This window comes from Pacificispira sp., assembly GCF_965228185.1.
Classification (GTDB): domain Bacteria; phylum Pseudomonadota; class Alphaproteobacteria; order UBA8366; family Aestuariispiraceae; genus Pacificispira.
In genome coordinates this window covers 474167-498167 of sequence record NZ_CBDDHE010000008.1, presented here as the reverse complement: position 1 = coordinate 498167, position 24001 = coordinate 474167, and the positions used below count along the sequence as shown (strand labels likewise).

The window sequence follows — 24001 nt, the reverse complement described above, 5'->3', positions numbered from 1 at the left end:
CGCAGGAGCACGGGGATGCCGGATCGTTACGGCCCTCTCACTCCCGTATTCCTGCGGAAGCAGGAATCTTCGTCGTATTCGCACCGGCGCCTACCCCTCGAAGGCTCCTGCTTTCGCAGGAGCACGAGACCGTTGGGTCGATCCTGGGCGGCGCCGGTTATGCGCCCGATATTCTAATCGTCCTGGCGGAACTCCGCCTGGGGATAGACGCCCAGCAGTTTCACATTGTTGGTGAAGAACTGCAGTTCCTCCATGGCGCGGTCGACGGCCTTTTCGGCCGGATGGCCTTCGATCTCGGCATAGAAGCGGGCGCGGGAATCGTCGCCGACGCTGATATAGCTTTCCAGCTTGATCATGTTGACGCCGTTGGTCGCGAAACCGCCCATCGCCTTGTAGAGCGCGGCCGGCACGCTGCGCACGGTGAAGACGAAGCTGGTCAGGCACGGGCCGGAACGCGGGTCCGGCTCGATCCGTGTGCGGGACATGACGACGAAGCGCGTCACATTGCCGATCCGATCCTCGATGCGCGGGCGCAGGATTTCCAGGCCATAGGTTTCCGCCGCCAGGGAGGAGGCGACGGCGGCAATGGTCGGGTCGTTCAGCTCGGCCACCGCCATGGCGGCGCCGGCGGTGTCGGCGGCGGCGACCGGCTTGATCTTCAATTCGCGCAACGTGTTGCGGCATTGCGCCAGGGCCTGCTGGTGGCTGTGCGCTTCCTTCACCGTTTCCAGCGTCGCGCCTTTCGGGCCCAGCAGATAATGGTGCACCGGCTGAAAATGTTCGGCGACGATGAACAGATTCGATTCCGGCAGCAGATGGTGAATATCCGCAACCCGGCCGCCCAGCGAATTTTCGATCGGAATCATCGCCAGACCGGCCCGGCCTTCCTCCACAGCCGCGAAGGCATCCTCAAACGACGCGCAGGACATCGGCTCCATCGCCGGAAACGCGGCCCGGCAGGAAAGATGGGAAAAAGCGCCGGGGACGCCCTGGAAGGCGATGACGGGGTTTTCGGTGGCGGGATTCACGATCATGGCTTCACGGTCCTGACTGACATGGCCCATACGGCGCGGGGCGGCGTATTGCGTGGGCGCTGAAGCCGCGTGCAGGCCGTGCTCGATAAAGGCCGACGTCACCTTCAGGGCGGCGGCCAGTTTCGGCATCAGCCCGCGGCGCGGCGCGGTTTTGCCCGTCTCCCACAAGGCGATGGTCGACTGGGTCACCCCCAGCCGGTCGGCCAGATCCTTCTGGTTCAGACCCGCGGTGACGCGGGCCTCCTTGATTCTGCGAGACAGGCTCATGGGCCGGGATTAATGGCGTGCAATCCCGAAAGGTCAACAAAATTTTCACTAATTAAAATGAGTAAAACTAATTTTTTATATACCCTCTCATGAAACTCATTGCCTGGTTCAGTTGCGCCATGCGGCTGGTGTCGCCGGTATCGCTGTCGGGATGGTGCACGGTGGCAAGTTGCCGGTAGCGCGACTTGATTGCCGAGGCGTCCGGCCGGGCGCCGGGCGGGAAGCCCAGGACGAACAGGGCCTCGTCGCGGGTCCGCACGGCATGGGGCAGGCGCTCCCCTGCCAGGACATGCACGGCCGCCATCAGGCGGGCGCTCTTCTCATGCGCCTGTTCGGTTTCCGCCCGGGCCCGGGCCGATTCCGCTTCGCGCGTCGGGCGGGACGCGGCCTCCAGGATCAGGCGCTGCTCCCCCCGTTCCAGGCTCAATGCCAGTCCCAGCGCCTTGCGCAGCAGGACCGGGTCATAGCCGGCGGGCAGGCGCACCTGCAGACGCGGTTTGCGTTTCCAGGGCTTGCCCTTGTCCGGGCCGGATTTCAGGGTGATCGTCTCCCGGTCCTCGCGGTCGGGATCGCCCGGATCCGGTGCGGCCTCGATCACCGGAAGGGGCAGGACCAGAATGACCGAGCGCGCCAGATCGGCGGCATTGACGCCCCGCGCCTCGGCCAGGGCCAGCACCCGGTCCCGGAATTCCGTCGCGCAGGGGATCGAATAGGATTGCTTGTGACCCGTGGTCGATGCGTCGTTCATCTCGCCAGCCGTGGGTGGACTTGTCCGAAACCGTCCCGACCGTTATCCGGGAGTCCCTGCCATCTGTCCATCCTTGGCCCCCGGGGACCGATCCGAAGGCACCAGCGCACAACGCCATATCGTGATCGTGGCCGTTGCTGCAATCGCCGGGGGACATCCGGTCGGATTCCCTGAAAATCTTGTGGTGCGGGAGGTTTGACACGATATTCTAACGGATGCGACTGGCGTGGACGACCTGATTCGCTGTGGGGGCGAATTTGGATTTCGCAAGAATTGCGGAACGATACATAGAAAGGATTACGTTATGCCTCATCCCATCGACGCGCATGTCGGACGCCGTGTGCGCGAAGCCCGCGCCGCGAAAGGGCTGAGCCAGGAAAAGCTCGGCAATCTGTTGGGGATCAGTTTTCAGCAGGTTCAGAAATACGAAAAGGGTGCCAACCGGATTGGGTCGAGCCGCCTCTGGGCGCTTGCCAACGCGTTGGAAGTGCCGGTCAGCTTCTTCTTCGAAGACATGGAATATGACGGCGACGTCAACGAAAACTTCCTGCCGCGCCGTACGATTCACATGGCAAAACAGATCGACGCGATTGAAGACGAAGGCGTTCGAAATCAGGTGCTGAACCTGATCAAGGCCTGTTCCTCGGCCAAATGATGCACCGGGATTCCGGTTGGGCGACCGGAATCCCGCAGTATAGGACGGGAGGGTATCGTGCTGTTAACGCGCGGCGTTACACGGCAAATGTCGGAGTTGCGCGACCCGGTTCGGAATATCGGGTGGTGGGTCGACGACGCGGGCGACTTTCGGCCGTACCGGGTGTCGGCGAACGATCATCCGCGCCTCGGCTATGTCGGTGAGGGCGACCCCTTCCCGCGCGGCGGCGTGGAGGCGCGCATCGCGCTGCGCCGCCTGGGCATGGTGCGGATCGAACGCACCGGCGCCGGGATCGGTGTGGAATGGGACATCCAGAATGTGGAACCGGGCGCCCTGCGTGCCGTCCTGAAGTCGCTCGGCAGCGAAAGTTTGGGCGGGCGTGTCGATCTGACATTCCGCTATGGCGGTTGGGCTACGGAAAGCTACGCCTCGCCTGTGGCGGCCGCGCGCCGGATCAAGGAGTTGGAGGACTACCGGGGCGAGACACCGAAGACCATGATCGCCTATGAGGCGCATGGGCTGGATGACCTGGACAGTGCGAAGCCGCTGCTGAAGGCGGCCTACGACCGGTGGAAAGCCAGTGCGGCGGGTCGGCTGGAACATTTCGACAGCCCGTTCCGCGCCGTCACCCCCTATTCCCTGATGCTGTCGGAATCGAATGCGCCGGGCAGCCTGTTCTACCGCTCGATCGGGCAGAAGGCGCATATGGTGTCCTATCTGGGCAAGGAATGGGCGCGCGACGTGATTGGCACCTTGTCGACCCATGGCCATTCCGACATCGAATTCGAGCAGGTCGTCTCGGAACCCTATTTCGAGGCGATCCGGACCGGCAAGCCGCATTACGGCCATGTCCGTGCCCTGTTCGCGGTCGACGAGGCGGAACCGGACTGGGTGTCCTATCAGCGGCTGATCCTGCCCTATGATGCGGCGAATGGCGAAAAGGCCGTGTCGATCATGGTCGTCCCGGATCAGGATGTCAGCATTCCCTTCCTGCGCCCGGACAAGACCGACGGCGTCGACGGCTAACGCCTTTCTTTTCCGATAGCGGCCAGGCAGGCATCGACCTGATTGTCCAGTGGCAGCGTCGCGTCGATCCGGTGCCAGTCGATCCGGCCCCATCCTGACCGGAACTGCGCCTCCACGACTTGAATATCCGCGTCCGAGGCGTCGCCTCGCCGGGCGGCGACGCGGGATTTTGCGGTCTCCAGATCGAGATCCAGCCAAAATCCGACGAAACGGCATTTCCCTGCGGCCGCCAACGGGATCATGCGGGCGCGGCTGTTGGCATGCGTGAAGGTCGCATCGGCGATGGCGGCGTGTCCGGTGCCGAGCGCCGTGGCGCAGCGGTGCTCCATCTCCGCATAGGTCGCGACGCTGGCCGTCGTCGAATATGCCGATTTGGGCAGGGCATCGGTCAGGGCGCCGTCGCCGTACAGATGTTTGCGGATCGCGTCGCTGCGGGCGATGTAGGCACCGGGCGCGGGGCCTATATGGGGGGCGAGCCGCCGGGCCAGGGTCGATTTGCCGCTGCCCGACGGTCCACCGACCGCGACAAGCATGGGCCGCGCAGGGGACAGATAATCCAGCGCCCGGGTCAGGAAATCCACCGCCTCCGACCGATGGCGAGCGGCGGCTTCGTCTTCTGCCAGATCGGCGGTGGCCAGTCCGACCTTGCCCCTCACCTGGGCACGCATCGACAAATAGAGCGGCAGCAGGTCCAATGCGCCGATCTCATCGGGGCGGATCTCCAGATATCGGTTCAGCACCAACCCGGCCCCGTCCCGCCGTCCCGACCGGTCCAGATCCATCAGCAGAAACGCCAGATCGTAGAGCGTGTCGATCTGCGCGAAGGCGTCGTTGAACTCGATACAGTCGAACGGCACCGGATGCCCGTGCCAGCGGCAGACATTGGCGAGGTGCAGATCGCCGTGACAATGGCGTACCGCACCGTCGGCCGCGCGCCGATCGATCCGGGGCGCGACCCGGTCCAGTATTGCGCGGGCAGCCCGGCCCAGCGCGTCGCACAGCCCGGGATCGACATGGCCGTTCCGGTCGAGGAAGGCCAGGTTGCCCTCCTGAATGGCGGCCATCGCCGCGCCGCCGCCGTGCCCCGTCAGAGGCGGCTCCCCTTCATGAAAGGCCGCGACGGCTTCCGCCAGTTCGGTCAGTTCCTCGTCTGTCGGAGAGACATCCGCCAGCGTGTTGTCGAACCGGCGCATCGTCAGCACGGTCTCGACCGCGTTTTCCGGCCAGGTGTCCGGCGGCCCGAAGTACAAACCGCCGCCGTCGCCATCCGCAACGATGGGCAGGGTGCCGCAATAGAGATCCGGCGCGGTCCGGCGATTCAGGGCAACCTCGTTCAGGCAGGCGACGCGCCGTTTCTCCGGCGAGCCGAAATCCATGAAGGGATAGGTGACGTCGCGCTTCAGCTTCAGGACACGATCCGGCAGCAGGAAAATCATCGCGCCATGGGTCTCGACCCGCTCCGGCCGCTGCCCGTCATGGGTCGACGGATCGGACAGAAAGGCGATGACATCCTGCTGGGACCGGGGTGCCATGGCGGGATCAGGCGTCCTTGTCGCTGACGCCCGCCTCGTCGAATGTGGCCATGCCGGCATGGCAGGCGACGGCGGATTTCACGACGGACAGGGCCAAGGCCGCGCCCGACGCCTCGCCCAACCGCATGCCCAGATCCAGGATCGGCTGTTTGCCGATCGCCTTGCACAGCCGGGCATGGGCAGGCTCCGCCGATAGATGCCCGACCACGCAATGGTCCAGGGCGCGCGGATCGGCGCGGAACAGTACAGCCGCCGCCGCGGTGCAGGCATAGCCGTCCAGGATCACCGGAATGCGGCCCATACGCGCGGCGATGATCGCCCCGGCGATGGCCGCCAGTTCATGCCCGCCCAGGCGTCGCAGCGCGTCGAACGCGTCGCGCGTCTCGGACAGATGCAGGGTCACCGCCTTGTCCACCGCGTCGATCTTGCGCGCCATCGCGTCGCCTGCAACCCCGGTGCCGGGCCCGGTCCAGTCGGCCGCATCGCCGCCGAACAGCGCGTGGGACAGGGCGGCGGCGGATGTCGAATTGCCGATCCCCATCTCGCCGAGGCACAGGATGTCCAGCCCTTCGTCGACCGACATCATGCCATAGGCCATGGCGGTGGCACATTCCTCCTCGGTCATGGCCGGGCCTTGCGTGAAGTCGGCCGTGGGGTGGTCCAGCGCCATTTCATAGACGCGCAATTCGGCGTCATGGGCGGCGCAAAGCTGGTTCACCGCGGCACCGCCGGCCTGGAAATTCGCGACCATCTGGGCGGTAACCTCGACGGGATAGGCGGAAACGCCCCTGGCAGCGACGCCGTGATTGCCGGCGAAGACGCAGACGCGCGGCCGTTCGATGGCCGGCGGCGTGCGCCCCTGCCAGGCCGCGACCCATTCCGCCAATTCCTCCAGGCGGCCCAGGGCGCCGGGCGGCTTGGTCAGACGGCCCTCGCGCTCGCGCGCCGCATCGCGCGCGGCGGTGTCCGGACCGGGCAGGGCGGTCAGCAGCGACCGGATTTCATCGAGATCGGCCTTCGGCGCGGCCTCTTCGCTCATCGTCATTTCCTCCGAACTGCGGCTCTCGGCGCTTGCGCCGATTTGCCCTTGGGCTTAAGCGTTGCCACGATGAGCGGCAAGAGACAATTCGACGGCGGAACAGGGATCGGCGCCCGTTTGGACGAACTGGCGGTGGCCGTCGGCTTCATGTCGCGCCTGCCCGTGCCCTTCCGTGACGTGCCTCTTTCCCGCGCGGCCTGGGGATTTCCCCTGGCCGGAACGCTGATCGGATTGATTTCCGGCCTGGTCCTGTTGTCTGCGGATGCGCTGGGATTGCCGTCCCTGGCGTCGGCCGTTCTGGCGCTGGCGGCCGGGGCGCTGGTAACCGGCGCGCTGCATGAGGACGGGCTGGCCGATTGCGCCGACGGATTCTGGGGCGGCACGACGCCGGAACGACGCCTGGAAATCATGCGCGACAGCCGCAGCGGCGCCTTCGGTGTCCTGGCGCTGGTGCTGGTCTGCCTGTTCAAGGCGGCAATCCTTTCCGACATCCTCACGCGGTTCGGCGCGCCGGCGGCCTGTGCGGCCCTGATGGCGGTCCATACCGCCGCGCGCGGCTGGCTTCCGGCGGTCATGCATTTCATTCCCGCTGCAGGCAAGACAGGGCTGGCGGCCATGGCCGGGCGGCCGGAAGCCGGGGTCGCATTGGCGGCGGTGCTGCTGGGACTTGGCGTCGGCGCGGCGGTCTTGTGGTTCACCCCGCCGCAAGCGATCCTGGCGCTGATCCTTGCGTCGGGTCTTGCCGTGACCGCGATCGCGGCCACGGCGCGGCGGAAGTTGGGCGGCATCAACGGGGATTCCCTGGGGGGCATGGAGCAAATGGCCGAGGCGGCGGGATTGGCCGCCCTGGCGGCGGTCGGTTTGTAAAGGGGGCTTTATGGGTGTGACGGTTACGCATTGGTGGTGGGTTCGGCATGCGCCGGTTACCGTGAACGAAGGCCGGATCTACGGCCGGTCGGACCTGCCCTGCGATACGGACGACCCCGAGCTCTATGCCGGGCTGGCGGAGATCCTGCCGCGCGACGCGGTGCTGGTCACAAGCGATCTGATGCGGACCCATCAGACCGCGCAGGCCATCGCGGATGCCGGGCTGGCGCTGCCGCCACGGCGCGAATATGTCGACCTGGCGGAACAGAGCTTCGGCGACTGGCAGGGGCAATTCTATGCCGATGTGGAGAAGACGGATCCCCGCATCGTCCACGATTACTGGCTCTGCCCCGCCCATTACCGGCCGCCGGGGGGCGAAAGCTTCGTCGATCTCGTGGCGCGGGTCGCCCCGGTGATCGAGGCCGTGTCGGACGAAAATCCCGGGCGCCATGTGGTCGCCGTCGCGCATGGCGGGACCATCCGTGCGGCGCTGGCCGTCTCGCTGGGCCTGGATCCGGAACGCGCCCTGTCCTTCACCATCGACAATTGTTCGATCACCCGCATCGACCGGATCGAAACCGGGGCCGAGGACCCGACCCCCGGCAGCGGCCGACTCGGCTGGCGAACCGTTCTGGTGAACCGCCTGCCCGGCGCCCGCGCGCCGGGCGGAAAGGCGATCCGCTGATGGATATCCAGGCCAATCAGGACGTCTTCATTCTGATCATCCTGTTCGGGATTCTGGCGCTGGTGTTCTTTCGCGGACGCCGAAAGCGAAAGGCGGAGCCGTACCGGATCGCCTATATCGGGCACAGCGAAACCGCCGATAATGCGGGCGAAGCTTTCCGCACAACCTTCGGCGACATGCTGCCGGATGATCCGGCAGGCGCGGTCCTGTTGCGCGTGTCCTTGATGAACCGGTCCGACACGCCGGTCGCGCCGGAAGAGTTTCTGCGCCCGGTCATCGTCACCCTGCCGGAGGACAGCCGCGTTCTCCTGGCCCGCGCGTCGCAGAGCAGCAGCAGCGTCGCGCCGGAAACGGTCGCGGTCCAGACCCGCCTGAATCAGGTGGAGATCGCCCCCTTCCCGATGCCGAACCGCAGTTCCATGATCTTCAACATCGTCGTCGACGGACCGGCCATGCCCTATGCGGTGGACGGCGCGTTTCAGCAGCAGGCGCGGTTGGAGCCGCTGGAATGACGATCTCCGGGACGACCCCAGGGTCGGCACCGGGCCCGGTCTATTTCGTTCTGGGCGGTGCGCGGTCGGGCAAGACCAGCCATGCCCTGGCCCTGGTCGAAGACCTGCACCGCAATCTGAAACTGTCGCCGGTCTATATCGCCACCGCGCAGGCCTTCGACGACGAAATGACCGACCGCATCGACCGCCACAAGGCGGAGCGGGGGCCGCATTGGACGACCGTGGAGGCGCCGATGGAATTGGCCGGGGCCCTGCGCGGCGTGTCGGCGCGAGATACGGTCCTGCTGGTCGATTGCCTGACGCTGTGGATCAGCAATCTGATGCTGGCCGACCGCGACCCGGAGGCGGAGGCGCCGGATCTGGTCGCGGCCCTGAATGCCGCGCCGGGGCCCGTGGTTGTCGTTTCCAATGAGGTCGGCCTCAGCATCGTGCCTGAGAATGCGCTCGCCAGACGGTTCCGGGATGTGCAGGGCCGTTTGAATCAGATAATTGCCTCGGCTGCGGATCGCGTCGAATTCATCGCCGCCGGATTGCCGCTGCGTCTCAAAGGATAGGATTGAACATGGCCGCCAGAATCCCCGCCACCGTCGTCACCGGTTTCCTGGGCGCCGGCAAGACCAGCCTGATCCGCCACATGATCGAGAACAACAAGGGCAAGCGCCTGGCCTTCCTGATCAACGAATTCGGCAATCTGGGGATCGATCGTGAATTGCTGCTGGGCTGCGGCATCGAAGGCTGTGGCGAAGAGGATGTGGTGGAACTGGCCAATGGCTGCATCTGCTGCACCGTGGCGGACGACTTCCTGCCGGCGATCGAGGCCATTCTGGACCGGCCGCAGCCGCCGGATCATATCCTGATCGAAACCTCCGGCCTGGCCCTGCCGAAGCCGCTGGTGAAGGCCTTCGCCTGGCCGGAGGTCAAGGCCCGCGTCACGGTCGACGGCGTCATCACCGTCGTCGACAGCAAGGCCGTCGCCGAGGGCCGTTTCGCCGATGACGAAACCGCCGTTCAGGCCCAGCGCGAGGCGGACGAGTCGCTCGACCACGACAATCCGCTGGAAGAGGTGTTCGAAGATCAGCTTCTCTGCGCCGACATGGTCATCCTGAACAAGCTGGATCTGCTGGACGACGGATCGGCGGACCGGATCGAGGCCGATCTGGCGGCCCATCTGCGGCCCGGTGTCCGTTTCGTGCGCGCCCGCGAAGCGGCGGTCGATCCGGCGGTCCTGCTTGGCCTCGACGCGGCGGCGGAGGACGATCTGGAAAGCCGTCCCAGCCATCATGACAGCCATGACGGCGAAGACGATCACGATCACGATGATTTCGACAGTTTCACCCTGTCCATGGCGAGTATCGACGACGCCGACGCGCTGGAACAGCGGATTCTGGGGGCGATCGCGGCGAATGACATCCTGCGGGTCAAGGGGTTCCTGGACCGTCCGGGCGTGCCCCGCCGCGAGGTCGTTCAGGCGGTCGGACCGCGCCTGCGCCGTTATTTCGACCGGGCCTGGAAGGACGGCGAGACGCGCCGGACCGAATTGGTCGTGATTGGACGCAAGGGCTTCGACCGCGCGGCCGTCGAACGTGCGATCCGCGGCTGATCAGGCTTTTTGCCGCTTCGCCTTCTGAACGGCGACTTCCAATGCGTTGAGGAAGGCGGAGCGGTCGGCCTTAGAGAAGGGCCTGGGCCCGCCGGTGATCTGGCCGCTGTCGCGCAGGCCCTGCATCAACTCCCGTGTTGCCAGGGCCATGCCGATTCCGTCCTCCGAAAACCCATCGCCATTGGGCTTCAGCGCCTGCGCCCCCGCCTTCAGACAGCGCGCCGCAAGAGGAATGTCGTTCGTAATGCAGATGTCGCCGGGACCAATATGCTCGGCGATCCAATCATCGGCCGCGTCGGCGCCGCGCGCGACGACGACGGTCTGAACCATCGGATCGCGGCTGGGTCTCAATCCGCCATCGCTGACCAGGATCGTCTTCAAGCCGTGGCGCCCCGCGACCTTCATCGTTTCGTCCTTTACCGGGCAAGCGTCGGCATCGACATAAAGACTGGTCACCGAAACGTCCTTTTTACACTTTCCGCCAGATCGCTGCAGAGGCAGCGCGGCTTGCGAAATTCTGCTATAATACTCCAAATGGTGCGGCGTCCAGGGCTTGCGGCAAGTGGGGGGCGGTATGACCGGTTCCGGTGAATCCCAGAACGACATGATCAATTGGGCGATATTGACGGAGATACTGGATACGGTTCCCGCAGCGACCTTCGATCTTCTGTTGCGCAATGTCGAGAAGACCAGCGAACGGATCCTGACGGAACTGGCAGACCCTTCGGTTGACGGGTCACAAGCGTGCGCCTTGGCGCATGAACTGAAGGGAATGCTGACCAACTTCTCAATGATCGGCGCAGGGGAGACTGCGTACGAGATTGAAGAGGGAGGCGGCGCCCTATCCAGGCGTCAAGATGTCATCCCGCGTCTGACACGCGAGATTCAGGAAGGATTGGCGGCGGTCAGTAGCGTGGCCCGTAGGACTCGATGACCGGAGTTGCTTCCGCACGATCGTCGATCAGTTTCAACATCTCGGCGACCTTGCCCGGCGTGATCGGTTTGTCCACGCCTTTGACCGCCCCCATGCTGGTCGCCATTGCCGCATAGCTCATCTGGGTCGAGCCGGCGCGTTCCTGACTGATTGCGACGATCGGCACAGCGCAATCCTGCTGCGTCGCCCAACGCAGGACCTCGAACCCGTCGCGGTTTGGCATCAGGATGTCCAGCAGAACCAAATCGAACTTGTGCTGCTCCAGCAGCGCAATTGCCTGGTCGCCATCGCTGGCATCTACTGCGTCTGCCCCTTGGTCCGCCAGATATTGGCCGATCAGGTCACGGGTCGGCTTATTGTCATCAACTACGAGTACGACAGGTCGGCGTGCCATTTCGGACTCCCATTTGTCGTGCCCCTCGTTCCGGCGGTTCTCCACCTTCCTAGATCATGAAGATAATATGGTTAGAATTCAACCAATGTTATGTAGCGGATTTTTGAATGGCCGTCATAGGTGCGGTCCTAATTCAGCTTGGACGCCGCAAGTGTAGAGATAAAGCGGTAGAAGGCCTCCAGTGCCTCGGCGTTCCGGTTCGGCCGTCTTCCATGGTTCGTCAAGGTCTTCCATGCGTTGCTGGCATGACCGAAGGACCCAATGGACAGGCCCAGTGTTTCGAACAGGCGGGGCGCTGCCAACAGGAACTTCTGAAACGGTTCGGGATTGCCGGCACCCAGCAGGGCGTCATAGGCATCCGCATGCTTTTTCAGGATCTCCGTCGCGTGGGTGTAGTAGCCGCGCATCACCGTCTGACCGGTCCGCCTCAGCGATTGCAGGCGATAGGCGCGGCGGCTTTCCAGTGATCCCATATCCTTCGGTATGGATTGCGGACCGCGCAGCCAGATCAGGAATTCCGCGTAATCCGTGGCAAAATTCCGGAAAAGGTATTCATAATAGGCAATGCCTTTCCAGGCGAACAGGATGCGGTCCGTCTTGTCCGGCGGCACGCCCAGGCTTTGGAACAGGCGGCCGGTGCGCTGGTTCGCTTCGCATCGCCAGATGGCCTCCTCCAGGGCTTGGACGGTGGCCCGGATGCGCTTTTCCTCGACATCGTCGCCCATCGCCAGATTCACCAGCGCGGTTGCGCGGGCATTGACGATGGCCCGGACGTCCTCCGCCGTGCCCGCGTCGATGCTGAAACTGGTCGGATCGACCGGCCGGTCCCGTTCGATCTCCCGCCGCTGGGCCAGCAGCAGGAACGGGTCGAAGGTCGGCGTTTTGCAGAAAACCTCCAACACGTTCCGGTCGTGCATGCTGAGATCGATTTTGACCTTGCCGCCATACCATTTTGCCAGGGCGTCTTCCAGGTCGTCCGGTTGGGCGGTTACGGATGCCCCACCCTCCAAGGCGTTGTTCTCGTTAAACACGAACATGACGCGGGTTCCGACGGACAATTCGTCACCGTCGTCTGAATAGGCCTCCTTGAAAAAGACGGCCTTCGCCAGATAGGGCGAATCGAACAGGGTCATGACGTTGGAGGGCGGCAGTGCAACCTCCGTCTTTCGTCGCTGCACGACGGTGTCCAGATTCCCCGGATCGTAGCAGAGGAACCGGCCGGAACGCAGCAAATAGGTCAAGGACTCCCGATCCATAATGCGAGTGTTTCGCAGCTTATTCCATTCGTCCAGTCCAACCGATTGTTAACCATAATTCTTTTGGGCGGTGGCAGTTGCACGCGGCGGGTTTTCTTGCGAACGTAGCGCCGGATCAATCAAAGGCGACTTGGCGGGGAACCAATCATGGCGAAATCGAAATCCGAAGACGCGGCCGAGACGGTTGAAGAGGCCCAGCCGGCGGCCAAGAAGCCGGCGCCGACGGTCGCATCTGTCCTGGGCGAGATCGCCTGGCTGTTCGCCATGACGCCGTCGCATCGCTTCTTCTTCATGAGCGACCTGGAATGGCTGGTCATGCCGCCGGTCATCAAACAGCAGTTCCGCATCTATCGCGATGAGAACGGCCGCCCGGTCGGTTTGGTCCTCTGGGCGAAGATGAATGAAGAGGCGGAAGAACGTCTGATGCAGGGCTCGTCCCGCATCCGGCCGCAGGATTGGGAATCGGGCGACCGCCACTGGATTGTCGATGTCGTGGACCTGACCGGCGGACAGCGGGCCCAGGCGATGATCGACGACATGAAGTCGAATGTCTTCAAGGAAACCGCCTTCAAGTTCCATCGCACCGATGCGTCGGGCAATCGGACCGTCGTGGATTCCTCCGCGTCCTGACCGGGGACGGCCTTGCGGATCGTCATAAGCGAGTTCATGGACGAGGCTGCGGTCGACGATCTGCGGCGGGATTTCGATGTGGTCTACGATCCCGGCCTGGTCGACCGGCCGGACGATCTTTGCGATGCGCTGACCGGCGCGGATGCCTTGATCGTGCGGAACCGGACCCAGGTGCGCGGCGCGGTGCTGAAGGCCGCCGACACGGTACGGGTGATCGGACGCCTGGGCGTCGGATTGGACAATATCGATCTGGACGGCTGCGCCGCCCGCGGGATTGAGGTCCGGCCCGCCACCGGCGCCAACGATCTTGCTGTCGCCGAATATGCCGTCGCCGCCGCGATGTCCCTGCTGCGGGGCGCCTATGATGCCCGACAGGCGATGATTGCGGGGGAATGGCCGCGCACCCGCCTGATGGGACGCGAGAGCGCGGGCAAGCGGTTCGGCCTGGTCGGATTCGGGGCGATTGCGCGCGAAACCGCGCGGCTGGCACGGGGCTTCGGCTTTTCTCTGGCCGCTCACGATCCTTTCGTCCCCGCCGATGCGCCGGAATGGAAAGGGGTCGATAATCTTTCCTTGGCTGACCTGGCGGGGGGCTGCGACGTGGTCAGCCTGCATGTGCCGTTGACCGACGGCACGCGGCATCTGGTCGACGCGGCCTTTCTGTCCGGGATGAAGCCGGGCGCGGTTCTGATAAACGCCGCGCGCGGCGGGGTGGTGGACGAGGCGGCCTTGGCCGACGCGTTGCGGGCGGGGCGGCTCGGCGGGGCGGCGCTGGATGTCTTCGAGACCGAACCCCTGACGGCGGAGGCGGCGGCCAAGTTCGACGGCCTGCCAAATTTGATCCTGACGCCGCATATCGCCGGGGTGACGGAGGAATCGAATGTCCGGGTCAGCAGCGCGACCGCGCGGGCGGTGCGTGAGGTTCTGTCAAAAATACTTTAAGCTTAAAAAGTTTTGACTTGAAATAATAACAGGCCTGCGTCACCCTCTTTGTGTCCGAAACCGGCAGAGGGAGCGTGATCGATGCGTGTCGCATGTCTTGGGGGCGGCCCGGCGGGCCTCTACTTCGCGATATCCATGAAGCGCCGCGACCCGTCGCATGATGTGACGGTGATCGAACGCAACCGGCCATACGACACGTTCGGCTGGGGCGTGGTCCTGTCGGATGAGACGCTGGACAATCTGGCCCGGAACGACGCGGAAAGCGCGGCGGAGATTCGCAAGAATTTCTCCTATTGGGACGATGTCGCGGTCCATTACCGCGGGCAGATGATTGCGTCGGGCGGGCACGGCTTCTGCGGCATCGGGCGCAAGAAGCTCTTGAACGTGCTGCAGGACCGGGCGCGGGACCTGGGTGTCAATCTGGTCTTCGAAACGGAGATCGAGGATATCGACACCTATCGCCGGGACTTCGACCTGGTCGTCGCCTGCGACGGCGTGAATTCCAGGGCCCGCAAGGCGCATGAGGACGTCTTCAAACCGGATATCGATACCCGCGCCTGCAAATACATCTGGCTGGGGACGACCCAGACCTTCGGCGATGCCTTCACCTTCATCTTCGAAGAAACCGAACATGGCTGGATCTGGGTCCACGCCTATCAGTTCGACGACAAGACCGCGACCTTCATCGTCGAATGTACCGAACAGACCTGGCGGAACTTCGGCTTCGGCGACATGACGACTGACGAGACGATCGCCGTCTGCGAGAAGATCTTCGGCAAGTATCTCGACGGGCACGGCCTGATGAGCAACGCGAAACATCTGCGCGGCTCCGCCTGGCTGAACTTCAACCGGGTCCTGTGCGAAACCTGGTCCCATGAAAATATGGTGCTGATGGGGGACGCGGCGGCGACGGCGCATTTCTCGATCGGTTCGGGCACCAAGCTGGCGCTGGAAAGCGCCATCGCGCTGGCCGAGTATGTTCATTCAGAGCCGGATCTGACGGCGGCCTTCCGCCGGTATGAGGACGAACGGCGGCTGGAGGTCCTGCGTCTGCAATCGGCCGCCCGCAATTCGACGGAATGGTTCGAGGAGGTGGAGCGCTATCTGCATCTCGACCCGGTGCAGTTCACCTATTCGCTGCTGACCCGGTCGCAGCGGATCAGCCACGAAAACCTGCGTGCGCGCGACGCCGCCTGGCTGGAATCGGCAGAGCGCTGGTTCGAAGCCAATGCGGTCGGGCAGATGCCGGAAACCGTCCGGGCGCCGATGTTCGTGCCCTTCCGCCTGCGCGGGCTGGAACTGGCCAACCGCATCGTCGTGTCGCCCATGGCCCAGTACAAGGCCGAGAACGGCTGTCCGACCGACTGGCACTTCACCCATTACACCAGCCGGGCCTTGGGCGGGGCAGGTTTGGTCTATACCGAAATGACCTGCGTCTCCCCGGAGGGGCGGATCACGCGCGGCTGCCCGGGCCTCTATGCCGACGATCAGGAAGCCGCCTGGAAACGGATTGTCGATTTCGTCCATCGCGAGACCCCGGCCAAGATGGCGCTTCAGCTCGGTCATTCCGGTCCGAAGGGGTCGACCCAGCTCGGCTGGGAAGAAATGGACGCGCCGCTGAAGGACGGCAATTGGGAAATCCTGGCGCCGTCGCCAATTGCCTGGTCCGACCGTAACCAGGTGCCGAAGGAAATGACCCGCGCCGATATGGACCGGGTGCGAGACCAATTCGTGGCGGCGGCGGAACGCGGCGCGCGGGCGGGGTTCGACCTTCTGGAACTGCATTACGCCCATGGCTATCTGATGTCGGCCTTCATCACGCCGCTGACCAACCGGCGCACCGATGCCTATGGCGGCAGTCTGGAAAACCGACTGCGCTTCCCGCTGGAAGTCTTCCGCGCGGTCCGCGCCGTCTGGCCGGAAGACAAGCCGATCTCCATTCGGATCTCCGCCAATGATTGGGTGGAAGAAGATGGGATCGGGCCCGACGACGCCGTCGAGATCGCCCGCATTCTGCAGGAGGCGGGGGTCGACATCATCGATGTGTCGGCCGGTCAGACATCGAAGCGCGCGCGCCCGGTCTATGGCCGCATGTTCCAGACGCCGTTTTCGGACCGGATCCGCAACGAGGCCGGAATTGCGACCATGGCGGTCGGCAACATCTATGAGCCGGACCACGTCAATTCGATCCTGATGGCGGGGCGCGCCGATCTGTGCTGCCTCGCCCGACCGCATCTCGCCGACCCGTATTGGACCCTGCATGCCGCCGCGGCCCTGGGTTATGACGAGGCCGCCTGGCCGTCGCCCTATCTTCCGGGCCGGGATCAGTTGCAGCGACTGGCCGCGCGCCAGGACGTTATGACAGGAAAGGTGTAAAAGCATGACGGACCTGTCCGGACAGCATGCCCTCATCACCGGCGGCGGTACCGGGGTCGGCGCGGCGATTGCCCGATCGCTTGCAGATGCCGGGGCGGCGGTGACCCTTGCCGGGCGACGCACGGGACCGATCGAGGCTCTGGCGGCGGAACTTCCAAAGGCGCAAGCCATCGCCTGCGACGTCACGGATGAGGCATCGGTCGATGCCCTGTTCACGAAGGCCGCGCAAGGTTTCGGCGCGCCGGGCATCGTTATCGCCAATGCCGGCACGGCGGAAAGCGCGCCGCTGGGCAAGACCGATCTGGCGGGCTGGGACCGGATGATCGCGGTCAACCTGACCGGGTCCTTCCTGACTGCCCGCGCGGCGCTGGGCCCGATGCGCAAGGCAAAGGCGGGGCGGTTGATCTTTGTCGCCAGCACGGCGGGGCTGAAGGGCTATGCCTATGTCGCGCCCTATTGCGCGGCCAAGCATGGGACGGTCGGGCTGATGCGCGCGCTGGCGCAGGAAACGGCGCGTGAGGGGATCACCGTGAATGCGGTCTGCCCGGGATTCACCGAAACCCCGATGCTGGAAGACAGCATCCGCAATATCATGGCGAAGACCGGACGCGACGAGGCGGCGGCGCGCGCGGAGCTTACCAAGATCAATCCGCAGAACCGCTTCATTCAGCCGTCGGAAGTTGCCGCAACAATCCTGTGGCTCTGCGCACCGGAGGCTGCCGGCGTGACCGGGCAGGCGATTGCCGTCGCGGGGGGAGAGGTCTGATGCAGGATCCGTCCGGCGCCAAGAAGCGCCTGAAGCTCTGGCTCAGCATGCTGCGCACCACACGAAATGTGGAATACGTTCTGCGCGACCGGTTGAAGTCGGAATTCGATACGACGCTGCCGCGCTTCGATGTCATGGCGGCCCTATTCCGCAGCGACGAGGGGATGAGCATGACCCGGCTGTCGGAACAGCTTGTCGTCTCCAACGGGAATGTCACCGGCATCGTCGACCGGCTGGAACAGGAAGGCCGGGTCCAGCGTGTGACCAACGAACGCGACCGCCGCGCCACGCTGGTGGCGCTGACCGATCTGGGCCGGGCGGAATTCGCCAAGATGGCCGCCGCGCATCAGCGCTGGATCGATGAGATGCTGACGCCCCTGGCGGCGGAAGATACCGGGCGGATGACCGACATGTTCCAGGTGCTGCGCGACGGCATGCAGTCGTCGGGCATGGACCGTCAGCGGAAAACAAAGTCCAAGGATTGATGACATGGCTTCGATGAAGGATCTGAAACCGGCCCATTTCCTGTGGGAGATGCAGGGCGACACGGCGGTCATCCGGTTGAACCGGCCGGACCGCAAGAACCCGCTGACCTTCGAGTCCTATGCGGAGCTTCGGGACACGTTCCGCGATCTGGTCTATGCCGATGACGTGAAGGCCGTGGTCTTCGCGTCGAATGGCGGGAATTTCTGCTCCGGCGGGGATGTGCACGACATCATCGGTCCTCTGCTGCAGCGGGACATGAAGGGGCTGCTGGAATTCACCCGCATGACCGGCGATCTGGTCCGGGCGATGAAGGCCTGTCCGCAGCCGGTCATCGCCGCTGTCGACGGGATCTGCGTCGGCGCCGGTGCGATGGTCGCGCTCTATGCCGATCTGCGTTACGGCACGGCGGAATCGAAGACCGCCTATCTGTTCACCAAGGTCGGCCTGGCGGGTTGCGACATGGGCGCCTGCGCCATGCTGCCCCGGATGATCGGCCAGGGCCGCGCAGCGGAACTGCTGTTCACCGGCCGATCGATGTCCGGTCAGGAAGGTTTCGACTGGGGCTTCTTCAACCGCCTGCTTCCGGCGGAAGACCTGGAGCCCGAGGCCGTCGCACTGGCCGGGAAATTGGCCGACGGTCCGACCTTCGGCCATATGATGACCAAGACCATGCTGAACCAGGAATGGTCGATGACGCTGGATCAGGCCATCGAAGCCGAAGCCCAGGCCCAGGCGATCTGTATGCAGACCCAGGATTTCCAGCGCGCCTATGACGCCTTCGTCGCCAAGCAGAAGCCGGACTTCAAGGGGGATTGATGGGAATGACGCGGCCGGACCCAACGACCGTTAGTCCGGTGAAAGCCGGAATCCGGGGCAACGAGGCACCGTCCCCGGTGTGGCCTTGGACCCCGGTCTTCGCCGGGGCGACGGCAATGGAGCGGGAGAGTCGCCATGTCTGATAAATCTTTCCTGACCTGGCCGTTTTTCGAGGACCGTCATCGTGCCCTGGCCGCCGATCTGGACCGGTGGGCGGAAGCGGCGTTGAAGGATGTCGACCATGGCGATGTGGATGCCGCATGCCGCGATCTGGTTGCCCGGATGGGGCGGGACGGCTGGCTGACGCATAGCGCGCCGGACCCGTCGGACCCGTCGTCCGGCCTGGATGTGCGCAGCCTGTGCCTGATCCGCGAGACCCTGGCGCGCCATGACGGGCTTGCGGATTTCGCCTTTGCCATGCAGGGGCTGGGCGCGGGCGCGATCTCGCTATTCGGCAGCGACACCCAGCGCCGTGAATGGCTGACCCGAACCCGGGCCGGAGATGCGCTGGCCGCCTTCGCGCTGACCGAACCGAAATCCGGCTCCGATGTCGCGGATATTGCCTGTTCGGCGGAAGAGACGGCGGACGGCTATGTGCTGAACGGCGAGAAGACCTGGATCTCCAACGGCGGGATCGCGGATCTCTATGTCGTCTTCGCCCGGACCGGTGAAGGGCCGGGGGCGAAGGGACTCAGCGCCTTCATCGTCCCGGCGGACACGGAAGGCTTTACCATTGCGGAGCGGATCGACGTCATCGCGCCGCACCCCCTGGCGCGGCTTAAGTTCGAGAATTGCCGCATCCCGAAAGACGCTTTGATCGGCGAACGCGGCAAGGGGTTCCGGATCGCGATGAGTGTCCTGGACGTCTTCCGGTCGACGGTCGGCGCGGCCGCTTTGGGCTTTGCCCGGCGCGCCCTGGACGAAGCCCTGGCCCGTGCGTCGGGCCGCGAGCTTTTCGGGGCGCCGATGGCGGACTTGCAGATGGTGCAGGGGCATCTGGCGGACATGGCACTGGATGTCGATGCGGCGGCGCTGCTGATCTATCGCGCGGCCTGGACCAAGGATGGCGGTGCGGCGCGGGTCAGCCGCGAGGCGTCCATGGCAAAGCTTTATGCGACGGAGGCGGCGCAGCGCGTGATTGACGCCGCCGTACAGATCCATGGCGGGGACGGGGTGCGGTCGGGCGCGGTGGTGGAACGCCTGTACCGGGAAATCCGCGCGCTCCGCATCTATGAGGGCGCAAGCGACGTGCAAAAAGTCGTCATCGCCCGCCACGCACTGGCCGAACAGGGCTGAGGAGAATGGGGATCATGTTGGGACCGACGGCACATATCGACACTTTCGCGCGGGACAATCTGCCGCCGGCCGATCAATGGCCGGATCTGATACTGAATCGGCCGGAATATCAGTATCCCGATTACATCAACTGTGCGGTCGAACTGACCGACCGAATGGTCCAGAAAGGGTTCGGCGACAATGTCGCGCTGATCGGGAACGGCCGGCAGAGGACTTACAAGGAACTGTCCGACTGGACCAACCGCCTGGCCCATGCGCTGGTGGAGGATTATGGCGTCCAGCCCGGCGACCGGGTGCTGATCCGGTCCGGGAACAACCCGGCCATGGTCGCGGCCTGGCTGGCGGTGACCAAGGCGGGGGGCGTCGCGGTCAACACCATGCCGATGCTGCGCGCGGCGGAACTGACGAAAATCGTCAACAAGGCACAGGTCTCTCTCGCCCTGACCGACAGCCGGATGGCGGATGAACTGGTCGCCTGCGCCAAGGACAACAAGTATCTGGAGAAGGTGGTCAGCTTCGACGGCACCGCCAACCATGACAGCGAGCTGGATCGGATCGCGCTGAACAAATCCGTCAAGTTCGACGCGGTGAAGACCGGCCGGGACGATGTCGCGCTGCTGGGCTTCACTTCTGGCACGACGGGGTTACCCAAGGCGACGATGCATTTTCACCGCGATATCCTGGCCATCGCGGACGGCTATGCGGCATCGGTCCTGAAAGTGACGCCTGACGACATCTTTGTCGGCTCGCCGCCCCTGGCTTTCACCTTCGGCCTGGGTGGCCTGGCGGTTTTTCCGCTGCGCTTCGGGGCGACGGCGACCCTGCTGGAGAACGCGTCGCCGCCGAACCTGATCGAGATCATCGAGACCTATAAGGCGACCGTCTGCTTCACGGCGCCGACCGCCTATCGCGCGATGATGCGGGCGATGGATCAGGGGGCCGACCTGTCCAGCCTGCGCGTCGCGGTTTCCGCGGGCGAAACCCTGCCGGCGCCGACTTACGAGGCCTGGGTCGAAAAGACCGGCGTTCCGATCCTGGACGGGATCGGCGCGACCGAAATGCTGCATATCTTCGTCACCAACACGCTGGACGACGCCAAGCCGGGCTCGACCGGCCGGCCGGTGCCGGGCTACGAGGCGAAGGTCGTCGACGACGACATGAACGAGGTGCCGCGGGGCACCGTCGGTAAGCTGGCGGTGCGTGGGCCGACGGGGTGCCGCTATCTGGCCGACGACCGGCAGCAGGACTATGTCCGCGATGGCTGGAACCTGACCGGAGACGCCTTCATTCAGGACGAAGACGGCGCCTTCCATTTCGCCGCCCGGGCCGACGATATGATCGTGTCGTCCGGTTACAACATTGCGGGACCGGAGGTTGAGGAGGCACTGCTGAGCCATCCGGCGGTCGCCGAATGCGGCGTGATCGGCGTGCCGGACGAGGAACGGGGGCAGATCGTGAAGGCCTTCGTCGTCCTGGCGCAGGGGCAAAGTGCAGGGCCGGAATTGGTCAAAGCCTTGCAGGACCATGTGAAGGCGACCGTCGCGCCCTATAAATATCCGCGCCGGGTCGAATTCATCGATGCTCTGCCGAAAACCCAGACCGGCAAGGTGCAACGTTTCCGGCTCAGGGAAGGCGAGGCCTGACGGGTCAGCGCCGGCGCGACGACGTGAACAGCACCATGCAGACCGTGCCGACGCCTTCCTTGCTCTGAATGGTGAAGGCGGCGTCATGGGCGCTGCACAGCGCCTTGACGATGGCGAGACCCAATCCGGCGCCTTCATACCCCAGGCGCAACGGATTGGCGCCCGTGGCGAAGGGCTGAACCACGTCCTGAAGCTGGTCGTCCGCAATGCCGATTCCGGTGTCGCGCACCGACAGGGCCACACGTCCATTGGATCCGGTGGTCAATGAGACATCGACGCGGCCCTCCGGATCGGTGAATTTCAAGGCGTTTCCGACCAGGTTCATGACGATGCGCTGCAACGCGGTTTCATCGCCATATAGCCGGATTCCGTTTGCGACCTGATCTGTATAGACCTTGGCGGAAGGTTTGTTTCTGGCCGTTTCGGACATGGTCACCGCGCGACGAACCAGGTCGCTCAAGTCCAGGTTCTCTTCATGCAACTCCATCTCGTCCGATTCGATCTTGGATATATCCAGGATGTCGGAAACAAGGCCCAGGAGGTGCCGCCCGGAATTGACAATGTCCTGGGCATAGCCGTGGTAACGCCGGTCGCCGAGGGGGCCGAAGAGTTCCGCCTGCAGCATCTCGCCGAAGCCGATCACCGCGTTCAGGGGGGTGCGCAGTTCGTGACTAACTTTTGCGAGGAAATAGGATTTTGCTTTGTTGGCACGTTCCGCCTCGGTCTTCGCTGCCGTCAGGGCCTGGGACTCGCGGATTCTGTCGGTGATGTCGATCTCGACGCCGCCCAAGCCCAGCAAAGCGCCGTTATCGTTGTAGACCGGGAATTTGCAACTCCGCACGATACGTCCACCGATCGTCAGCTCTCGCACCACCGGCTCGCCACCTTCCATCACCGACCGGTCGTGATCGACAAAGGCGTGCCCAGCGGAGTTTGGAAAGACCTCTTGTGACGAATGGCCGATCACCTGATCAGGGGCCAGGCCGCGTTCGGCGTAGAAAGCCTCGTTCGCGATCTGAAAGCGAAAATTGGTGTCCTTGAAGAAGATCGGTATCGGCGCGTGTTCCATCAATTCCTTGATCTGGGCGCGCTGGATCTGGAGGGCTTTGGACAGGCGTTCCATTTCCGACAGGTCGCGGCCGGTCCCGCGATAGCCGGCAAAGGTACCGGTCTCGTCATAGAAAGGGGCACCGTTGATCGACAAGATGCGGATCTCGCCATCGCGCCCGCGTACTGATAGCCGGAAGTCGCGAAACGATTGCTGCCGGCGCATCATCTCCAGATTGGCCGCGATGGCCAGGTCCTGACCGGGCACGGTGAAGTGCGACTCGCCCCGGCGTCGGCCTACCACCTCGGTGATCGCGATATCCGACAATTCTTCGAACCGGTTGGAGACAAAAGTGAACTGGAAATCGGTATCCATCTCCCAGAACCAGTCCGAAGCGATTTCCGTCAGGTCGCGGAACCGCGCCTCGCTCTCGCGCATCGCGCTTTCGGACGCGCGGTCGTCCGTGACATCGCGGAGGGTCAGTATCTGCCCACCCTCGGGGGTCGCCTCGCAGGCCGTTTCGATCACCCGGCCGAATGGCGTGGTGTGTTCGGATTTGGTGTCAGGACGGATATGGCCGTCGCAGATATCGGAGATGTGGGGTGCGGGGATCTGGCCCGGGCCGGGCAATTCCAGAAGGTCGCGCGCCGCTGCATTCGCAAACACCAGGACATGATCTGCGTCGAACAGGGCGATTCCGACGGAAACCTGTTGCAGGGCTTCCGTCAGTTGCTCAAGCGACACCCCGTCGGGCGATGGGCCATCGCGGTCGGAACGCGTCCCGCTGAGGGTCAGTTGCCAATCTCCTCGGTTACGGTGTTTCCGGTCAGACTTCCATACCGTCGTTAATCATTCGTAAATCTGCACGACCGAAGCGAAGGCGGAGTGCGCCATCGTGCCCTACGCCACGGCGATGGGTGTCCGCATAATCCGATCCGTGTTGGCCCCTTCGATCCGTAGCAAACGGGTCGCACCGTATCGGAGGGGCGCATGGACCGCGCCGGTCGGATAAATATGTGCGTCGCCGGGCTTCAGGATATAGCTGCGGGTCTTCTCGACCAGGGCCGGCTGTCCGTTGGCGGCCGGTTGGACGATGCGCCAATCCGTCATTTCGGTTTCGCCCTCGCCCTGGCCATAGATTGCCCAGGTCGGGCCGTGATCATGCGGGTCGCCGGGCTTGGCCCCGGCATAGATATGGGCGCAGATGCAGAAACCCAGTTCGGGATCTTCGAAGATCACGTTCCGCTCCGGCGGCGGCTCCCGGTTCAAAAGGTGATCCGCCATAAATCTATCATCGGCCAAGGCTTTCCTCACGAAGCCGCGGACCTTGTCCAGCGCCTCAGGCGTCTCGCCGGCCCGCAAGGCGTCCCGGCAATCATCGGCGAGTTGTTCAAGCGTGTAGGTCATTCCGATCTCCCCGTTTCCCGGCGAATTGTAGCTTTCGCCGTT

25 protein-coding genes are annotated in these 24001 nt (G+C 64.3%); 16 read left to right on the top strand and 9 right to left on the bottom strand.

Annotated elements, in window-relative coordinates; genetic code table 11:
- Positions 1-173: 173 nt before the first annotated feature.
- The gene (locus ACO06O_RS17125) at positions 174-1301 is read right to left on the bottom strand and encodes a prephenate dehydratase (protein WP_421882469.1); all 1128 of its coding nucleotides are present in this window, start codon (positions 1299-1301) and stop codon (positions 174-176) included.
- 67 nt (positions 1302-1368) lie between these two features.
- Entirely contained in the window at positions 1369-2049 is a 681-nt protein-coding gene (locus ACO06O_RS17120; protein WP_421882466.1) for a J domain-containing protein, read from the bottom strand.
- A 304-nt stretch (positions 2050-2353) separates the two neighbouring features.
- On the opposite strand from ACO06O_RS17120, the gene ACO06O_RS17115 reads away from it, so the two are divergent.
- Together ACO06O_RS17115 and ACO06O_RS17110 are read left to right on the top strand one after the other, a co-directional pair.
- Positions 2354-2704: a helix-turn-helix domain-containing protein gene (locus ACO06O_RS17115; protein WP_421882463.1), complete on the top strand. Its 351-nt coding sequence runs from the start codon at positions 2354-2356 to the stop codon at positions 2702-2704.
- Between the two features lie 57 nt (positions 2705-2761).
- Positions 2762-3730 (top strand): hypothetical protein, encoded by a 969-nt coding sequence (locus tag ACO06O_RS17110; protein WP_421882460.1) that lies wholly within the window; start codon positions 2762-2764, stop codon positions 3728-3730.
- On the opposite strand, the gene ACO06O_RS17105 is transcribed toward ACO06O_RS17110, so the two are convergent.
- Positions 3727-5262, bottom strand: a complete 1536-nt coding sequence (locus tag ACO06O_RS17105; protein ID WP_421882458.1) for an AAA family ATPase — start codon at positions 5260-5262, stop codon at positions 3727-3729. The two genes, ACO06O_RS17110 and ACO06O_RS17105, sit on opposite strands and share 4 nt — an antisense overlap.
- A gap of 7 nt (positions 5263-5269) precedes the next feature.
- The gene (gene cobT / locus ACO06O_RS17100) at positions 5270-6301 is read right to left on the bottom strand and encodes a nicotinate-nucleotide--dimethylbenzimidazole phosphoribosyltransferase (protein WP_421882456.1); all 1032 of its coding nucleotides are present in this window, start codon (positions 6299-6301) and stop codon (positions 5270-5272) included.
- Between the two features lie 69 nt (positions 6302-6370).
- On the opposite strand from cobT, the gene cobS reads away from it, so the two are divergent.
- From cobS to cobW, 5 genes are read left to right on the top strand one after another with little or no spacing between them, the layout of a single operon-like run.
- Positions 6371-7168 carry an adenosylcobinamide-GDP ribazoletransferase gene (cobS, locus tag ACO06O_RS17095; protein WP_421882454.1) on the top strand — a complete coding sequence of 266 codons (798 nt, stop codon included), beginning with the start codon at positions 6371-6373 and terminating at the stop codon, positions 7166-7168.
- A 16-nt stretch (positions 7169-7184) separates the two neighbouring features.
- Entirely contained in the window at positions 7185-7853 is a 669-nt protein-coding gene (locus ACO06O_RS17090; RefSeq protein WP_421882451.1) for a histidine phosphatase family protein, read from the top strand.
- Positions 7853-8365: a hypothetical protein gene (locus tag ACO06O_RS17085; RefSeq protein ID WP_421882449.1), complete on the top strand. Its 513-nt coding sequence runs from the start codon at positions 7853-7855 to the stop codon at positions 8363-8365. The genes ACO06O_RS17090 and ACO06O_RS17085 overlap by 1 nt, the downstream gene beginning before the upstream one ends.
- On the top strand, positions 8362-8919 hold the full coding sequence (gene cobU, locus ACO06O_RS17080; RefSeq protein ID WP_421882446.1) for a bifunctional adenosylcobinamide kinase/adenosylcobinamide-phosphate guanylyltransferase: 558 nt from the start codon (positions 8362-8364) through the stop codon (positions 8917-8919). Before ACO06O_RS17085 ends, cobU begins: the two co-directional genes overlap by 4 nt.
- A gap of 8 nt (positions 8920-8927) precedes the next feature.
- The gene (gene cobW, locus ACO06O_RS17075) at positions 8928-9965 is read left to right on the top strand and encodes a cobalamin biosynthesis protein CobW (RefSeq protein ID WP_421882443.1); all 1038 of its coding nucleotides are present in this window, start codon (positions 8928-8930) and stop codon (positions 9963-9965) included.
- On the opposite strand, the gene ACO06O_RS17070 is transcribed toward cobW, so the two are convergent.
- Positions 9966-10421 carry a YaiI/YqxD family protein gene (locus tag ACO06O_RS17070; RefSeq protein WP_421882440.1) on the bottom strand — a complete coding sequence of 152 codons (456 nt, stop codon included), beginning with the start codon at positions 10419-10421 and terminating at the stop codon, positions 9966-9968.
- Between the two features lie 118 nt (positions 10422-10539).
- Between ACO06O_RS17070 and ACO06O_RS17065 the strand changes: the two genes are divergently transcribed.
- Complete coding sequence (locus tag ACO06O_RS17065) at positions 10540-10899, top strand: hypothetical protein (protein ID WP_421882438.1); 360 nt, start codon at positions 10540-10542, stop codon at positions 10897-10899.
- Here ACO06O_RS17065 and ACO06O_RS17060 read toward each other — a convergent pair.
- The gene (locus tag ACO06O_RS17060) at positions 10871-11293 is read right to left on the bottom strand and encodes a response regulator (protein WP_421882436.1); all 423 of its coding nucleotides are present in this window, start codon (positions 11291-11293) and stop codon (positions 10871-10873) included. The two genes, ACO06O_RS17065 and ACO06O_RS17060, sit on opposite strands and share 29 nt — an antisense overlap.
- A 128-nt stretch (positions 11294-11421) precedes the next feature.
- Complete coding sequence (locus ACO06O_RS17055) at positions 11422-12534, bottom strand: hypothetical protein (protein ID WP_421882434.1); 1113 nt, start codon at positions 12532-12534, stop codon at positions 11422-11424.
- A 162-nt stretch (positions 12535-12696) separates the two neighbouring features.
- Between ACO06O_RS17055 and ACO06O_RS17050 the strand changes: the two genes are divergently transcribed.
- The 8 genes from ACO06O_RS17050 (at position 12697) to ACO06O_RS17015 (ending at position 21504) form a co-directional block, all read left to right on the top strand.
- The gene (locus ACO06O_RS17050; protein ID WP_421882431.1) at positions 12697-13179 is read left to right on the top strand and encodes a toxin-activating lysine-acyltransferase; all 483 of its coding nucleotides are present in this window, start codon (positions 12697-12699) and stop codon (positions 13177-13179) included.
- 12 nt (positions 13180-13191) lie between these two features.
- Positions 13192-14121 carry a hydroxyacid dehydrogenase gene (locus ACO06O_RS17045; protein ID WP_421882428.1) on the top strand — a complete coding sequence of 310 codons (930 nt, stop codon included), beginning with the start codon at positions 13192-13194 and terminating at the stop codon, positions 14119-14121.
- A gap of 81 nt (positions 14122-14202) precedes the next feature.
- A complete protein-coding gene (locus ACO06O_RS17040) occupies positions 14203-16497 on the top strand; it encodes a bifunctional salicylyl-CoA 5-hydroxylase/oxidoreductase (RefSeq protein WP_421882425.1) in 2295 nt (764 codons plus the stop codon).
- A gap of 4 nt (positions 16498-16501) precedes the next feature.
- Positions 16502-17263 carry an SDR family NAD(P)-dependent oxidoreductase gene (locus ACO06O_RS17035; RefSeq protein ID WP_421882422.1) on the top strand — a complete coding sequence of 254 codons (762 nt, stop codon included), beginning with the start codon at positions 16502-16504 and terminating at the stop codon, positions 17261-17263.
- Positions 17263-17748 (top strand): MarR family winged helix-turn-helix transcriptional regulator, encoded by a 486-nt coding sequence (locus tag ACO06O_RS17030; protein ID WP_421882418.1) that lies wholly within the window; start codon positions 17263-17265, stop codon positions 17746-17748. The genes ACO06O_RS17035 and ACO06O_RS17030 overlap by 1 nt, the downstream gene beginning before the upstream one ends.
- Before the next feature lie 4 nt (positions 17749-17752).
- Positions 17753-18565, top strand: a complete 813-nt coding sequence (locus ACO06O_RS17025) for an enoyl-CoA hydratase family protein (protein ID WP_421882415.1) — start codon at positions 17753-17755, stop codon at positions 18563-18565.
- A gap of 135 nt (positions 18566-18700) precedes the next feature.
- Complete coding sequence (locus tag ACO06O_RS17020) at positions 18701-19861, top strand: acyl-CoA dehydrogenase family protein (protein ID WP_421882412.1); 1161 nt, start codon at positions 18701-18703, stop codon at positions 19859-19861.
- Positions 19862-19875: 14 nt separating this feature from the next.
- A complete protein-coding gene (locus ACO06O_RS17015; protein WP_421882409.1) occupies positions 19876-21504 on the top strand; it encodes an AMP-binding protein in 1629 nt (542 codons plus the stop codon).
- Between the two features lie 4 nt (positions 21505-21508).
- Here the strand turns inward: ACO06O_RS17015 and ACO06O_RS17010 are convergent, their stop codons facing one another.
- Both ACO06O_RS17010 and ACO06O_RS17005 read right to left on the bottom strand, forming a co-directional pair.
- A complete protein-coding gene (locus ACO06O_RS17010) occupies positions 21509-23296 on the bottom strand; it encodes a PAS domain-containing protein (RefSeq protein WP_421882406.1) in 1788 nt (595 codons plus the stop codon).
- A 156-nt stretch (positions 23297-23452) separates the two neighbouring features.
- A complete protein-coding gene (locus tag ACO06O_RS17005; RefSeq protein ID WP_421882403.1) occupies positions 23453-23959 on the bottom strand; it encodes a hypothetical protein in 507 nt (168 codons plus the stop codon).
- Positions 23960-24001 lie beyond the last annotated feature (42 nt).

Excerpts from the sequence above, each read along its gene's own strand:
- ACO06O_RS17125 (WP_421882469.1), bottom strand. The coding sequence starts at position 1,301 with ATGAGCCTGTCTCGCAGAATCAAGGAGGCCCGCGTCACCGCGGGTCTG.
- ACO06O_RS17120 (WP_421882466.1), bottom strand. The coding sequence starts at position 2,049 with ATGAACGACGCATCGACCACGGGTCACAAGCAATCCTATTCGATCCCC.
- ACO06O_RS17115 (WP_421882463.1), top strand. The coding sequence starts at position 2,354 with ATGCCTCATCCCATCGACGCGCATGTCGGACGCCGTGTGCGCGAAGCC.
- ACO06O_RS17105 (WP_421882458.1), bottom strand. The coding sequence starts at position 5,262 with ATGGCACCCCGGTCCCAGCAGGATGTCATCGCCTTTCTGTCCGATCCG.
- cobT (WP_421882456.1), bottom strand. The coding sequence starts at position 6,301 with ATGAGCGAAGAGGCCGCGCCGAAGGCCGATCTCGATGAAATCCGGTCG.
- cobS (WP_421882454.1), top strand. The coding sequence starts at position 6,371 with ATGAGCGGCAAGAGACAATTCGACGGCGGAACAGGGATCGGCGCCCGT.
- ACO06O_RS17085 (WP_421882449.1), top strand. The coding sequence starts at position 7,853 with ATGGATATCCAGGCCAATCAGGACGTCTTCATTCTGATCATCCTGTTC.
- cobU (WP_421882446.1), top strand. The coding sequence starts at position 8,362 with ATGACGATCTCCGGGACGACCCCAGGGTCGGCACCGGGCCCGGTCTAT.
- cobW (WP_421882443.1), top strand. The coding sequence starts at position 8,928 with ATGGCCGCCAGAATCCCCGCCACCGTCGTCACCGGTTTCCTGGGCGCC.
- ACO06O_RS17065 (WP_421882438.1), top strand. The coding sequence starts at position 10,540 with ATGACCGGTTCCGGTGAATCCCAGAACGACATGATCAATTGGGCGATA.
- ACO06O_RS17060 (WP_421882436.1), bottom strand. The coding sequence starts at position 11,293 with ATGGCACGCCGACCTGTCGTACTCGTAGTTGATGACAATAAGCCGACC.
- ACO06O_RS17050 (WP_421882431.1), top strand. The coding sequence starts at position 12,697 with ATGGCGAAATCGAAATCCGAAGACGCGGCCGAGACGGTTGAAGAGGCC.
- ACO06O_RS17040 (WP_421882425.1), top strand. The coding sequence starts at position 14,203 with ATGCGTGTCGCATGTCTTGGGGGCGGCCCGGCGGGCCTCTACTTCGCG.
- ACO06O_RS17035 (WP_421882422.1), top strand. The coding sequence starts at position 16,502 with ATGACGGACCTGTCCGGACAGCATGCCCTCATCACCGGCGGCGGTACC.
- ACO06O_RS17030 (WP_421882418.1), top strand. The coding sequence starts at position 17,263 with ATGCAGGATCCGTCCGGCGCCAAGAAGCGCCTGAAGCTCTGGCTCAGC.
- ACO06O_RS17025 (WP_421882415.1), top strand. The coding sequence starts at position 17,753 with ATGGCTTCGATGAAGGATCTGAAACCGGCCCATTTCCTGTGGGAGATG.
- ACO06O_RS17020 (WP_421882412.1), top strand. The coding sequence starts at position 18,701 with ATGTCTGATAAATCTTTCCTGACCTGGCCGTTTTTCGAGGACCGTCAT.
- ACO06O_RS17015 (WP_421882409.1), top strand. The coding sequence starts at position 19,876 with ATGTTGGGACCGACGGCACATATCGACACTTTCGCGCGGGACAATCTG.
- ACO06O_RS17005 (WP_421882403.1), bottom strand. The coding sequence starts at position 23,959 with ATGACCTACACGCTTGAACAACTCGCCGATGATTGCCGGGACGCCTTG.